The 13,451-nt window shown below is 72.6% G+C and carries 10 protein-coding genes; 4 read left to right on the top strand and 6 right to left on the bottom strand.

The window, feature by feature from the left end; all coding sequences use genetic code 11:
- The first annotated feature begins 129 nt into the window (after positions 1 to 129).
- On the top strand, positions 130 to 3,759 hold the full coding sequence (locus ABZX11_RS14095) for a BTAD domain-containing putative transcriptional regulator (RefSeq protein WP_254897136.1): 3,630 nt from the start codon (positions 130 to 132) through the stop codon (positions 3,757 to 3,759).
- Here ABZX11_RS14095 and ABZX11_RS14090 read toward each other — a convergent pair.
- The 5 genes from ABZX11_RS14090 to ABZX11_RS14070 are packed head-to-tail and all read right to left on the bottom strand — an operon-like array spanning position 3,718 to position 8,668.
- Positions 3,718 to 5,094 carry a GH1 family beta-glucosidase gene (locus ABZX11_RS14090; RefSeq protein ID WP_354913063.1) on the bottom strand — a complete coding sequence of 459 codons (1,377 nt, stop codon included), beginning with the start codon at positions 5,092 to 5,094 and terminating at the stop codon, positions 3,718 to 3,720. The two genes, ABZX11_RS14095 and ABZX11_RS14090, sit on opposite strands and share 42 nt — an antisense overlap.
- Positions 5,091 to 5,915: a carbohydrate ABC transporter permease gene (locus tag ABZX11_RS14085; protein WP_354913061.1), complete on the bottom strand. Its 825-nt coding sequence runs from the start codon at positions 5,913 to 5,915 to the stop codon at positions 5,091 to 5,093. Before ABZX11_RS14085 ends, ABZX11_RS14090 begins: the two co-directional genes overlap by 4 nt.
- On the bottom strand, positions 5,912 to 6,817 hold the full coding sequence (locus tag ABZX11_RS14080; protein WP_354913059.1) for a sugar ABC transporter permease: 906 nt from the start codon (positions 6,815 to 6,817) through the stop codon (positions 5,912 to 5,914). The genes ABZX11_RS14085 and ABZX11_RS14080 overlap by 4 nt, the downstream gene beginning before the upstream one ends.
- A 6-nt stretch (positions 6,818 to 6,823) precedes the next feature.
- Complete coding sequence (locus tag ABZX11_RS14075; protein WP_176174899.1) at positions 6,824 to 8,080, bottom strand: extracellular solute-binding protein; 1,257 nt, start codon at positions 8,078 to 8,080, stop codon at positions 6,824 to 6,826.
- Between the two features lie 9 nt (positions 8,081 to 8,089).
- Positions 8,090 to 8,668, bottom strand: coding sequence for a LuxR C-terminal-related transcriptional regulator (locus ABZX11_RS14070; protein ID WP_176174898.1), 579 nt, complete (start codon positions 8,666 to 8,668; stop codon positions 8,090 to 8,092).
- 151 nt (positions 8,669 to 8,819) lie between these two features.
- Here ABZX11_RS14070 and ABZX11_RS14065 point away from each other — a divergent pair, with 151 nt between their 5' ends.
- The 3 genes from ABZX11_RS14065 to ABZX11_RS14055 all read left to right on the top strand — a co-directional run bounded on the left by ABZX11_RS14065 (position 8,820) and on the right by ABZX11_RS14055 (position 12,055).
- Entirely contained in the window at positions 8,820 to 9,989 is a 1,170-nt protein-coding gene (locus ABZX11_RS14065) for a glycoside hydrolase family 3 N-terminal domain-containing protein (RefSeq protein ID WP_254897135.1), read from the top strand.
- Positions 9,990 to 10,734: 745 nt separating this feature from the next.
- On the top strand, positions 10,735 to 11,604 hold the full coding sequence (locus ABZX11_RS14060; RefSeq protein ID WP_354913056.1) for an oxidoreductase: 870 nt from the start codon (positions 10,735 to 10,737) through the stop codon (positions 11,602 to 11,604).
- 43 nt (positions 11,605 to 11,647) lie between these two features.
- Entirely contained in the window at positions 11,648 to 12,055 is a 408-nt protein-coding gene (locus ABZX11_RS14055; RefSeq protein ID WP_176174896.1) for a hypothetical protein, read from the top strand.
- Here the strand turns inward: ABZX11_RS14055 and ABZX11_RS14050 are convergent.
- The gene (locus ABZX11_RS14050; protein ID WP_354913054.1) at positions 12,033 to 13,349 is read right to left on the bottom strand and encodes an MFS transporter; all 1,317 of its coding nucleotides are present in this window, start codon (positions 13,347 to 13,349) and stop codon (positions 12,033 to 12,035) included. The two genes, ABZX11_RS14055 and ABZX11_RS14050, sit on opposite strands and share 23 nt — an antisense overlap.
- Positions 13,350 to 13,451 lie beyond the last annotated feature (102 nt).

Raw genomic sequence — 13,451 nt, 5'->3', positions numbered from 1 at the left:
CGGTCTTCGCGAGTTGAACAAGCAACCTTCCGGGGGTTGCCACGTCGGTAAGGTCACCGAATAGTCGGTACCGAGATGTCCCTGGGGGAAGGGGTCTGGGGCGCACGCCCCAGAGGGGACGGCAACGACATGCCAGCGGATGCGGACACCGGCCTGCGGGTGGGTGTGCTCGGCCCGCTGCGGGCCTGGCGCGGGGCGGCCGAAATCGGCCTCGGCCCCGCGCGGCAGCGCGCCATCTTCGCGGTGCTCGCCGTCAACGCCGGCCGGCCCGTCCCCCGCGCCGAGCTGATCGCCGGTGTCTGGGGCGACTCGGCGCCGGCGAGCGTGGAAGGCAGCGTGCACACCTACGTGTCCGGGCTGCGCCGCGCCCTCGAACCGGACCGGTCGCGCTGGTCGGCGGCCAGCGTGCTCGTCTCGGATCCCGCCGGGTACTCCCTGATCCTCGGCGAAGACGCGCTCGACGCGGCCCTGTTCGAACGGCACCGCGAACGCGCGCAGCAGCACCTCGAGCACGGCGATCCGCGGGCCGCCGTCACCGAACTCGACGCCGCTCTCGCGCTCTGGCAGGGCGAGGCGCTTTCCGGGGTGCCCGGCGGGTTCGCCGAACGCCACCGCGAATACCTCGCCGAGCTCCGGCTGAACACGCTCGAACGGCGCGCCGAGGCCGTGCTCGCCCTCGGCGGGCACCTCGACCTCGCGCCGGAACTGGCCGTGCTGGCCGGCGAACACCCGCTGCGGGAATCGCTGCGGGAGTCGCTCATGCTCGCCCTCTACCGCAGCGGACGGCCCGCGGACGCCCTCGACGTCTTCCGCGACGCCCGCGCCACGCTCGTCGCGGAACTCGGCGTCGAACCCGGCGCGGCGCTGCAGCGGCTCCAGCAGCAGATCCTCGCCCAGGACCCCGCCCTCGACGCGCCCGCGCCGCCGGTCGTCGTCACCGGGCACCGGTTGTTCGGCCGCGAAGCGGAGACGGCGAAGCTCGCCGAGCTCGTCGCCGACGTCCGCGCCGGCCGGGGCCGGGCGGTCTGGATCGAGGGGGACGCCGGGATCGGCAAGTCCGCGCTGCTCACCTCCTCGCTGCCGGACGGCCCCGGCTTCCAGCGGCTCTGGGCGGCCGCCGACGAGCTGAGCACCCGGTTCCCGCTGCAGGTCGTGCTGGAGTGCCTGGCCATCGACGGGCATTCACCCGACCCGCGGCGCGCGCGGGTGGCGAAGGAGCTCGCGGGCGAGAGCCCGGCGCAGCGCAGCTGGGGCCCGGCCGACCCGGTGCTCGGCGCGGTCGACCGGCTGCTGGCGCTGGTCGACGAGCTGTGCGCGCAGTCGCCGCAGGTGCTGGTGCTCGACGACCTGCAGTGGGCCGACGAGGCTTCGGTGCTGGTCTGGCACCGGCTCTGCGCGGCGACCCGGCAGCTGCCGCTGCTGCTGGTGGCCGCGACCCGGCCGGCGCCGGACCGCGCCGAGCTCGCCCAGCTCCGCCGCGGCGTCCAGGCGCGGGACGGCGTCGTCCTCGACCTCGCGCCGCTGACCGGCGCCGACGTCGGACGGCTGATCGAGGACCAGCTCGGTGCGCCACCCGGGCCGGGGCTGCGCGAGCTGGCCGCCCGTGGCGCCGGGAACCCGTTGTACGTCAAGGAGATGGTCGACGTCCTGCGGCGCGCCGGTGCGGTCGAGGTGAGCGGCGGCCGGGCCGACGTCGACGACCCGGCCGAGTTCGAGGCACCGCGGTCGCTGGTCGCCGCGGTCGACCGGCGGCTGGACTTCCTCACAGCGCGGACGCAGGAAGTGCTGCGCTGGGGCGCGTTGCTGGGCATGGAGTTCGCCGTCGGCGACGTCGCCGCGGTGCTCGGCACCCGGCCGTCGGACCTGCTGGCGCCGCTGGAGGAAGCCGTCACGGCGAACGTGCTGATCGACACCGGGACGCAGCTGGCGTTCCGGCACCCGTTGCTGCGCCAGGCGTTGTACGACCGGCTGCTGGCCGGGACGCGGGCGGCGCTGCACCGGCAGGCCGCCGAAGCGCTCGCGGGGATCGGCGCGCCGGTGAAGCGCGTCGCCGAGCAGCTGGTGGCCGCACCGGCCACGGTGGACGAATGGGTGCTGGACTGGCTCGCCGCGCACCACGCCGCCGTCTCGACCCGGGCGCCGCTGATCGCCGTCGAGCTGCTCGAACGCGCGCTGACCGCCTGCGACGGCACCGACCCGCGCCGCGAGACGCTGCTGGTCGCGCTGGTGAAGGTGCTGTTCCGGCTGGAACGCAGCCCGGAAGCCCTGGCGCGGCAGGCGCTCGAGGTCGCCACCGACCCGGACGCCGCCGAGGAGATGCGGCACGTGCTCGCGGCGCTGCGGCACCGCCGCGGGGACACCGAAGGCGCCGTCGCGACGCTCGCGGCGTGGGTCGACGACCCGGCCGTGCCGGAGCTCTGGCGGGTCAAGCACCGGCAGCTGCTGGCGAACTTCCGCCGCGGCAGCCTGTCCGATTTGGACGCCGCGGAGCGGACGGCGCATGAGACGAAGGCGCTGGCCGGCGGCGACCGCTACCTGACCGCGCACGCGCTGCAGTCGTTGTGGCTGGTCGATTCGGTGCGCCGCGAGCACGACCGCGCGCTCGCCCACATCGACGCCGCGATCGAGGCCGTCGGCGACGAGCACGAGCTGGCCGACCTGCACCTCGACCTGCTCGACAACCGCGTCTTCACGCTGCAGAACCTCGACCGGCTGGCCGAGGCGGGCGAGGCCCTGCGTGCGGCGGGTGAAGTCGCGGCGCGGCACGCGTTGCCGGTCGGGCTGCAGGTGTCCGCCGCGGTGCACCGGTACTGGGAAGGCCGCTGGGACGAGGCGCTCGTCGAGCTGGACACGGTCATCGAGGACGGCCCGGCGATCACCTTCTACGGCCTGCGCGAGCCCGGCCCGGCCGCGCTGCTGCTGCACGGGGTCGCGGCGCTGATCGCGGGCCGCCGCGACGACCGGGCCCAGGCCGCGGCCCACCTCGACGCGGCGGAGGAGTACGCCCCGGCGACCGGAGCCGAGCGCGAGAGCTTCGACTTCCTGCTGGTCGCCGACGCCCTCGCCGCCGAGCAGCGCGGCGACCGCGTCCGCGCGCTGGCGGTGCTGGAGCCGATCCTGAACCCGACGTACGCGCAGATGATGCTGCGCCACCAGTGGCTGCCGTCGTTCGTGCGGCTGGCGATGGAGCAGGACGACGTCGCCCGCGCCCGCCGCGCGCTGGCGGTGTGCGAGGAGGAGGCGGCAAAGGAGCGGCGTCCGGCGCGGGCGCACGCGGCGGTGTCGTGGTGCCGCGGGCTGATCGAGGAGGACCCGGCGCCGGTGCTGGCCACGGCCGAGCACTTCCGCGCGGTCGGCCGCCGCCCGGAACTGGCCTCGGCGCTGGAGGACGCGGCCGTGCTGCTGGCCCGCGCGGGCCGTCTCGACGCGGCGCACGCGGCGTTCGAGGAGGCCGCCGACCTGTACACGGTGCTGGCGGCCCGCTGGGACCTGCGGCGCGCGGAGACCCGGTTGCGCCGCCTCGGTGTCCGCCGGGGAGCGCTGTTCTCGCCGATCCGGCCGGGCCACGGCTGGGAGTCGCTGACGCCGATCGAGGTCCGCATCGCCGGGCTGGTCGCCGACGGCCGGTCCAACCCGGAAATCGCGGCCGAGCTGTCCCTGCCGCGGCGGACGGTCCAGGCCCACGTGGCCCGGCTGCTGGGCAAGCTGGAGACGCCGTCACGCTCGGGCGTCGCCGACGCCGTCCGGCGGCGTCCCTAGCGCGTTGGCCTTGGCGACCCGGCCCAGGTAGCGGCCCGACTCCTTGACCGTCCGCCGCTGGGTCTCGAAGTCGACGTGCACCAGGCCGAACCGCTGCGTGTAGCCCATCGCCCACTCGAAGTTGTCCAGCAGCGACCAGGCGAAGTACCCGCGGACGTCGACGCCGGCCCGGATGGCGTCGTGGACCGCCTGCAGGTGCTCCATGAAGTAGTTCACCCGGGCCGCGTCGTACACGCGGCCGTCGACCACCGTGTCCACAAAGGACGCTCCGTTCTCGGCCACCACGAGCGGGAGGCCGCCGGACCGGTCGTCGATCCACCGCAGCAGGCCGGTCAGCGAGCCGGGGGCCTGTTCCCAGCCGAACGCCGTCAGCGGCGGCCGGGCCGGCAGGACGTCCATGCCCCGCAACGTCGGCAGCGGGCAGTTGCTCGGCGCCTGCGGGTCCTCGAGCGGCGTGACGCGGGCCGGCGCGTAGTAGTTCACGCCCAGCCAGTCGATCGGGGCCGCGATGACGTCCGTGTCGCCGTCGCGGACGCACTCGGCGAACCGGCCCGCGGCCGCCACCACGTCCGCCGGGTAGCCGCGGCCCAGCACCGGGTCCAGGAAGAACCGGTTGTGGATGCCGTCGAACTGCCGGGCCGCCTCCGCGTGGGCCGGGGTGTCGCCGTCCGCGATCGCCGGTGCGAAGTTCAGCGCCAGCGAAAACTCGTGCTGCGGCCCGGCCAGCGCACGGGTGGCCAGGCCGTGCGCCAGCAGGAGGTGATGGGCCGCCACCAGCGCCGTGGCGTGGTCCTGGACGCCGGGTGCGTGCACGCCGCTGCCGTAGCCGAGGAACGCGGCGCAGAACGGCTCGTTGATCGTCGTCCACTGGCGCACGCGGTCGCCGAGCGCGGCGTGCACCACCGCCGCGTAGTCGGCGAACCGCGACGCCGTGTCACGCGACGGCCAGCCGCCCGCGTCTTCCAGCGCCTGCGGCAGGTCCCAGTGGTAGAGCGTCAGCACCGGCACGACGTTCCGGCTCAGCAGCTCGTCGACCAGGCGGTCGTAGAAGGCGAGCCCGGCCGCCGACTTCGTCTTGCCGTCCGGCATCACCCGCGGCCAGGCGACGGAGAACCGGTAGGCGTTCAGCCCCAGGTCGGCCAGCAGGCCGATGTCCTCGGGGTAGCGGTGGTAGTGGTCGCAGGCGACGTCACCGGTCGCACCGTCGAGCACCTTGCCTTCGGCCGCCGCGAACTCGTCCCAGATGGACGGTCCGCGGCCGCCCTCGGCCACCGCGCCCTCGACCTGGTAGGACGCGGTCGCCGCGCCCCACAGGAAGCCGGTCGGGAAGGTCATACCGGTGCCCCTTTCAGGATGCCCCGCACGAGGTGGCGGCCCAGCAGCAGGAACAACGCGATGACCGGCACGACGGCGACGGTGGCACCGGTGAGCATCAGCGCGTAGTCGGTGTAGTAGCCGCTGGCCAGCTGCGAGAGGGCGACCTGCACGGTCGGCGTCTCGTTGGGGTCGAGGACCACCAGCGGCCAGAAGTAGTCGTTCCAGGTGGCCATGAACGTCAGCATCGCGAGCACCACGGCCGGCGCCCGCAGCGCGGGCACGGCCACGTGCCGATACGTGCGCAGGATCGAACAGCCGTCGACGGTCGCGGCGTCGACGAGGTCCGGGCTGATCGCGTTTTCGCACGCCTGGCGCATCCAGAACACGCTGAACGCGCTGACCAGCGCCGGCACGATCACCGCTTCCAGCCGCCCGTACCAGCCGAGGTCGCCGACGACCAGGTACAGCGGGATGACACCGAGCTGCGCCGGCACCATCGCCGAGCCGACGACCAGCAGGAACAGCGTGTTGCGGCCGCGGAACCGCAGGCGCGCGAAGGCGAACCCGGCGAGGCTGGCGAGCACGACGTTGGCCACCGTGACGGTGCCCGCGACGATCAGCGAGTTCCCGATGGCCAGCCAGAAGTCGACGGTGTCGAAGACCCGCCGCACGTTCTCGGCCAGGTGCCCGCCCGGCAGCAGCAGCGGCGACGTCTCCCCGATCGCCGAGTTGTCCCGCGTGGCCACGACGAACGACCAGTACAGCGGGAACACCGACGCGCCGAGCACCCCGGTCAGCACGGCGTACACCCAGCCGCCCGGCCGCCGCCGCGCCGTCACGCCGACCTCACGAACCGGCGCACCAGCCGGTAGTCGACCAGCGCGAACAGCGCGCAGATCACGAACATCACCCAGGTCAGCGCGGCCGCGTAACCGGCGTCGAGGTGGGTGAAGCCCTTCTCGTACAGGTACATGACCAGCGTCTGGAACTGGCGGTCGTTGCCGCCGGTGCCTGCCGAGCCGCCGGCGTCGAACAGCTGCGGCTCGGCGAACAGCTGCAGGCCGTTGACCGTGCCGGCAATGGCGGTGAAGGCCAGTGCGGGCCGGATGCCCGGCACGGTGATCGACCAGAACGTCCGCCACCGCGAGGCACCGTCGAGCTCGGCGGCCTCGTAGAGATCGCCGGGGACGGCCTGCATCGCGGCCAGGTAGATCAGGGCGTTGTAGCCGGTCCAGCGCCAGAGCACCATGCTGGCCACGGCGAAGTGCGACGTCCAGGTGCTCGCCCGCCAGTTGACCGGCGCGACGCCGAACCAGCCGAGGACTTCGTTGACGACACCGTAGTCACGGCTGAACAGCTGCCCGAAGACCAGCCCGACGGCGACGACGGACACGACGTTCGGCAGCAGCACCCCGGTGCGCCACCAGGTCGCGGCCCGCAGCGGCCGGTCGAGCAGCGCCGCGATGCCCAGCGCCAGCAGGAATTCCGGGACGGCGGCGAGCAGGAAGATGCTCACCGTGTTGGCGAGCGCGTTGTAGAAGTGCGGATCCGTGAGCAGGGCGCCGTAGTTGGCGAGGCCGAAGCCGCCCCGGTCGCCTTCGAGGAGGTCCCAGTCGTGCAGCGAAACCCACGCCGTGTACAGCAGCGGGAAGGCGCCGAAGACGACGAACAGGGCGAAGAAGGGCGCGACGAACAGCAGCGGCGTGAGCTTGCGGTCGAGGCGGGCGAGCCGGTGCTGCACGCGCGGCTACTTCAGCGCGGCTTGGGCTTGCTGGACGGCTTTCGCCCAGGCCTGCTCGACGGTGTCGGTCTTTTCCTCGATCCGCCCGAGCGCGCGGCCGAACTCCGGCCGGACGTCGGCGTCACGCAGGCCGCGGTAGTTGGGGCGCAGCTGCTGGGCCGAGGCGGCGAAGATCCGCCCGATCGGCGCGTCACCGAAGTACGGGTCGGTGTGCGCGACGACCTGCGGGTCTTCGTAGACGGCGGGTTCGCTGGGCAGGATGCCGTCGGACAGGAAGAGCTTCTTCTGCTGTTCCGGGGCGGTCAGCCAGCGGGCGAGCTCGTACGCCTCCTTCTGGTGTGCGCCCTGCTTCGGCACGGTCAGGAAGGAACCGCCCTGGTTGCCGCTCTTGCCGGGCACGGTGGTGACGTCCCACTTGCCGCGGTTGGCGTCCCCGCCGGCTTCCTTGATCTGGCTGAGCATCCACGCCGGACAGGCGACGGTGGCGAAGGAGCCCTGCTTGATCGCCACGTTCCACGCCTGGGTGAACGTGGTCGCCGCCGCCGTCTCCCCCTTGGCGGCGATGCCGCCGGAGAGGAAGAAAGCCGCGCGCACGCTCGGGTTGCGGTCGGCGATGAAGGAGTCGTCACGCTGGGAGAAGTAGTTCTCCGGCGACTGGTTCAGCATCGCCGTGTAGACGGTGCCGGCGGAGTCGGCGAACTTGACGTTCGGCGTCTTGGCGGTGAACCGCTCGGCGGTGGCGGCGTAGGCCTCCCAGTCGGGCATCAGCTTCGCGACTTCGTCGCGGTCGACCGGCAGGCCCGCGTCCTGGAACAGGTCGCGCCGGTAGCAGAGGGCGAGGCTGCCCATGTCGGTGCCGAGGCCCAGCACGAAGCCGCCGTCGGTGCCCTGCGCCCACTTCCACGGCACCCACTGCTTTTCCAGGTCGCGCGCGCCGTACGCGGCGAGGTCGGCGAACTTGTCCTTCACCTTGCGGTACTGCGGCATGTACTGCTCTTCGATCGCGACGACGTCGGCGGCACCGTGCCCGGTGGCCAGCTGCGTCGCGAGCCCCTTGTGGTGGGTGTCGAAGTCGGTGACGCGGTTCTGCACCGTGATGTCCGGGTGCAGCTTTTCGTACTCGGCGATCAGGGGCGCGTAGCCGAACTCGCCGAAGGTCGCGATGGTGAGTTTCGTCTTCTCCCCGGCGTCACCCGGGCTGCAGGCGGCGAGGGGGATCAACGCGGCGACCACGATGGCGGTCCGGCGGACGATCGTTCGCAACAGGCTTCCTCAGATCACACCGGCCCGCACGGCGTACGCGACCGCGTGCGGCCGGTTGCGCAGGTTGAGCCGGTTGGTCATGGCGTAGATGACGTTCTTCACGGTCCGCTCCGAGTAGCAGAGCTTGCCCGCGATCTCGGCAGTGTCCCAGCCTTCGGCCATCAGGCGAAGCACATCCACCTCGCGCGGCGTGAGTGCCGCCCCGCCGCCGGCGCCGGCCAGGGCCTCGACCTGCTCGCGCAGCGGGGAGGTGCGCCCCCGCGCCGCGGCGACCACGGTCGCGGTGAGCTGGTCGAGCGCGGTCCGCGGCAGCACAGCGGAGACGTGGCAGTCGGCGAGCAGCCCGACGTGCGCGGGGTCGACGTGCCCGGCCACCAGCACGATCGCAGCCGGCGACTCGACGGCCGCGGCCCGCAGAGCGGCAACGGCCTCCCGGTCGACCTCGCCGACGGCGAACACCAGCACCGCCGCCTCGCCCCGGCGGGCGCGCGGCACGACCAGCAGCTCCGGGCGGGCCTTCAGGTGGTTGATCAGGCCGGTCAAAGCGATCGGATCGGACGCCCACGCCGCCACTCGCACCTGGTCCATCGAACCCTCCCCGCCCACGACGAATCCTGACTGCGGCCAGTGTGCTGAGGCGGCCTTCACGAATTCTCTAAGGTTGACCAACCCCTTCTTCACGCCGTGAAGTTTCACCGTCGACTACCGTCGGGGGGCACACAGACGAGTGAAGGGACCGATGAACCGCCGACGTCTTGCCGCCTTCGGGGTGGCGTTCTCCATCGTGGCCGGATGTCTGCTGGTCGCAGGCCTGCAACCGCGGACCGTCTCGGGCCTGGCGGTGCCACTGACCTCCACCCGGCCGGCCCCGCCACCGGCGGCGGTCTCTTCGCCACCCACCTCCCGGCTCGCGCGGCCGGGCGACTGCGCGTCGCTGGCGGCCGGGCTCGACGTCCGGGCCCAGGTCGCGCAGCTGGTCGTCGTGGGTGTCTCCGGTGACAACCCGGCTTCGACGGTGGCCCTGGTCCGCGACCACCAGGTCGGCGGGATCTTCATCGGGGGTAACGCAACAGCGTTGTTGAAAGACCGCTCGCTGGCCGCGGTCCAGGCCGTGGCCAAGGTGCCGGTGGCGGTGTCGGTCGACGAGGAGGGCGGCCGCGTCCAGCGCATCGACGACCTCGACGGCGACCTGCCCTCGGCCCGCACGATGGCCGCGACGAAGTCCCCGGACCAGGTCAGGGCGCTGGCCGCCGAGCGCGGCCGGCAGCTGCGTGCCCGCGGGGTGACGGTGGACTTCGCCCCGGACACCGACGTCACGGACGCCCCGGACGACGACGTGATCGGCGACCGCTCCTTCAGCCCGGACCCGGTCCGCGTGAAGACGTACGCGAAGGCGTTCGCGGAGGGCCTCCGCTCCGCGGGGATCCAGCCCGTGCTGAAGCACTTCCCCGGTCACGGCCACGGCTCGGGCGACTCGCACAAGGGCACGGTCGTCACGCCGCCGCTGGATCGGCTGCGCGCGGTCGACCTGGTGCCCTACCGAGGCCTGGCCGACTACGGCCCGGTCGCGGTGATGGTCGGCCACCTCGACGTGCCGGACCTGACCGGAGGCATCCCGGCCTCGCTGTCCCCGGCGGCGTACCAGCTGCTGCGCGGCGAGTTCGCGTTCACCGGCCCGGTGGTGACCGACGACCTCGGGGCGATGAAGGCGATCACCGCGCAGTATCCATTGCCGGAGGCGGTGCTGAAGGCGCTGCAGGCGGGGGCGGACCAGGCGCTGTGGTCTTCCGGGGGCCGGGTGGACGAGGTGCTGGACCGGCTGGTGAAGGCGGTGCAGGGCGGGGAGCTGCCGAAGGCGCGGGTGCAGGAGTCGGTGTCGCGGGTGCTGCGGGGTAAGGGGCTCTGCTGAGTCTCGTTGCTGCGCACTACCGATACTCGGGAACTGATCGCCGCCCGTTGCGCGGCTGATTGGGTTTCTGGGTTCGGCCACGAGTTCCGCACGCGCCGCCTCGACCACGGCGGCGCCGAGGCAGCCCAGCGGTCCGGCCTCAAGCACACCGCCTTCGGAACAGCCCAGCTCGTCCCGCACCACCTCCAGCGCACCGCCTCCGGGCCGCCCCTGCGGCTCATCGCGCGCCACCACCGGCACGTGGCCGCCGCGACAGACCAGCGGCTCGTCCGGTCTCCTGAGCGCATTCCTCCTCACTGTGGGGCGCCGGACGATCCCCACCTTCCCGCGCTCACCAAACACACCCGGAACCGCTTCCCCAGGCGGCCGGAACCGGCCACAGCCGACACGCAGCCCGGGTCTTCGCCGGCCCGCGAGTGCGTCGCCCGGCTGACAGAGGGATATCGCCCCACCAGCCGGGCGGAGGGACGTTTTCGGCTTCACAAAAGGAATCGTCGCAGTCACATCAACGACGTTACCGAACACAAGTTCGACCGTCACCGCTGAATCGGGTGAATCTCAAGGCGCGACCCGATCCAAGATTTCTGTTGCAGCGCAAGGAAAACAGCAGCGAACCGACGCGAGAAGCCCCCGAGATCCACGCTACCCGAGACCACCGACAAAACGGCGATACCGAAGCCACAGCCGGAAAACCGAGCCGATCGCGCCTAGACTTCGCGGCACAGCACTCGGACCAAGGAGCGGCATGGCGGATCTCGGCGGTACCTTCACCCTCGGCGGCGAACTCCCCGTGAAGCGCATGGGTTACGGCGCCATGCAACTGGCCGGGCCCGGGGTCTGGGGGCCGCCGAAGGAGCACGACACCGCCGTTGCCGTGCTGCGGGAAGCCGTCGAACGAGGCGTCACCCACCTCGACACCAGCGACTACTACGGCCCCCACACCGTGAACGCCCTGATCAAAGAAGCCCTGTACCCCTACCCCGATGACCTCGTCATCGTCACGAAGGTGGGCGCGCGGCGGAGCTCCGACAAGGGCTGGCCGCCCGCCTTGTCGGCCTCCGACCTCACCGAAGCCGTGCACGACAACCTGCGGAACCTCGGTGTCGACGCGCTCGATGTCGTCAACCTGCGGCTCAGCAACGCCGCCGGTGACTATCCCGTTCCGATGTCGCTCGCCGAACCGTTCGGGGTGCTCGCCGAGCTGCGGGAGCAGGGGCTGATCCGGCACCTCGGGGTCAGCCACGTCAGCGCCGGACAACTCGACGAGGCGCGGGCCATCGCGCCCGTCGTCTGCGTGCAGAACCAGTACAACCTGGCCCACCGGGAAAACGACGACCTCGTCGACAAGTGCGCCGCCGAGGGGATCGCCTTCGTGCCCTACTTCCCCCTCGGCGGGTTCAGCCCGCTGCAGTCGGGCCTGCTCGACGACTGCGCCGCGCGGGTCGGGGCCACGCCGATGCAGGTTGCGCTCGCCTGGCTGCTGCAGCGGTCGCCGTCGATGCTGCTGATCCCCGGGACTTCGTCGCCGGAGCACCTGAGGGAGAACCTCGCCGCCGCCGAGCTCGAACTCCCCGGCGACGTGCTGGCCGATCTGGACCGGATCGGCGGCGCCTGATCGCTACGCTGGGCGCCCGGACAGGCACGAGAACGGAGCAGCCGTGGCGGAGTGGGGCGATCTGGTCGCTTACATCAGGCAGTCGTACCGGGTGGTGCGCGACGAGCCCGACGAGCTGCGCATCCGCCTGGTGTTCGGCTCCGACCCGGACACCGAGGAACGCGCGCAGATCGTCGTCATCGCCCGGGAGATCCTCGACCAGCGCGAGGACTGGGTGCAGATCGCCACGCCGTTCGCCCGGCACGACGAGGTCGACCTCCTCGAGGTGCTGACCGAGGTCGGCGACGCGATCGTGGTGGGCGGGCTGGCGGTGATGGGCGACCACATCGTGCTCCGCCACTCGCTGCCGCTGATCAACCTCGACATCAACGAGTTCACCGACCCCCTCGAACTGGTCGCCGGCGCAGCCGAACTGCTGGAGCAGCAGTTCACCGGCCGGGACGACTACTGAGCGGAAGCACGGCCACCGCGGCGGCCACGGCGAGGGCGGCACCCACGCCGAGCGCCGCGGTCGCCGTGCCGGTGCCGAGGTAGAGCCCGCCGAGGAGGGCCACGCCCAGGGTGCCGCCGAGCTGCTGCACGGCGTTGAGCAGCCCGGCGGCCGAGCCCGTCTCGTGCGGCCGGACGCGGTGCAGGGCCGCGGTGAAGAACGGCACCGTGAACGTCCCCATCCCGAGCCCGCACAGCGCCAGCGCCCACGGGTACGCCCGCACCCCCGCGGCGAGGGCGGCGAGCAGGCCCGCGGCCAGCAGGGCGAGCCCGGCGAACATCATGCGGGCGCCGAACTTCGGCACCAGCCGGGCACCGGCGAGGTACGACGACACCGCGAGCCCGGCCGACAGCGGCAGCAGCGTCAGGCCGGCGGTGCGGACGTCGGCGCCGAGGCCCAGCTGGAGCTGCATCGGCACGACCTGCATCAGGCCGGTCATCACCGCGAAGAACAGCAGTGACCCGGCGAGCGCGGCCGGGAACCCGCGGTTCGAAAACAGGCTCGGCTCGACCAGCGGCGCGGCCGCGCGACGCTGGTGAAAGCCGAACCCGGCCAGCAGCACGACGCCGGCCGCGAGGAGGACCCAGTTGGTGCCCGCCGGGTCGATCAGCGGGTAGACGAGCAGCCCGGAGCCGGCGACGACGAGCGCGGTGCCGGTGAGGTCGAGCCGCGGCCGGGTGGCGGCCCGGTCCTCCCGCAGCAGCCGGGCGGCGAGCAGCACCGCGAGCCCGAGCGGGACGTTCACGAGGAACGCCGCCCGCCACGAGACCGCCTGCGTGAGCAGGCCGCCGAGCAGCGGCCCGGTGACCGCGGACAAGCCCATCACCGGCCCGATGGTGCCCAGGGCCTTCGCGAGCTCATCGCCGTCGAAGAGGGCGCGGATCAGGCCGATGGTCTGCGGGATGATCAGCGCGGCCGCCGCGCCCTGCACCGCGCGGGCCCCGATCAGCAGCCCGGCGTCCTGGGCGGCCGCGCAGCCGAGCGACGCGAGCACGAAACCCGCCACGCCGAGCTTGAACACCCTGGCCCGGCCGAGGATGTCGCCGAGCCGCCCGCCGGTGATGAGGAAGGCGGCGAACGGCAGCGTGTAGGCGGCGCTGAACCACGGGACGTCGGCGGCCGGGCCGGGCAGCTCGGCGTGGATCGCCGGACCGGCGACCTGGACGATCGTGGCGTCCAGCAGGTTCATCGCCTCCGCCACGAGCAGCACGGCGAGTGCGGCCCAGCGCCGCCGGTATCGGGTCAGGGTGGGCACGGGTGGCTCCTTTCGGTCGGCACCACCCTGACTTCGCCGCCGCAATGCGTTCCAGCTGTGGGCATAAGGTTGCAGTTTTCTTCCGCGAACTGCGGTTGAATG

It is taken from the genome of Amycolatopsis sp. NPDC004169 (assembly GCF_040610315.1).
GTDB lineage: Bacteria > Actinomycetota > Actinomycetes > Mycobacteriales > Pseudonocardiaceae > Amycolatopsis.
This window is presented reverse-complemented; position numbering and strand designations above follow the sequence as displayed.

Bases quoted from the DNA above. Each gene is read 5' to 3' on its own strand.
- ABZX11_RS14090 (WP_354913063.1), bottom strand. From the start codon at position 5,094: ATGACCTTCCCGACCGGCTTCCTGTGGGGCGCGGCGACCGCGTCCTAC.
- ABZX11_RS14060 (WP_354913056.1), top strand. From the start codon at position 10,735: ATGGCGGATCTCGGCGGTACCTTCACCCTCGGCGGCGAACTCCCCGTG.
- ABZX11_RS14095 (WP_254897136.1), top strand. From the start codon at position 130: ATGCCAGCGGATGCGGACACCGGCCTGCGGGTGGGTGTGCTCGGCCCG.
- ABZX11_RS14065 (WP_254897135.1), top strand. From the start codon at position 8,820: ATGAACCGCCGACGTCTTGCCGCCTTCGGGGTGGCGTTCTCCATCGTG.
- ABZX11_RS14070 (WP_176174898.1), bottom strand. From the start codon at position 8,668: ATGGACCAGGTGCGAGTGGCGGCGTGGGCGTCCGATCCGATCGCTTTG.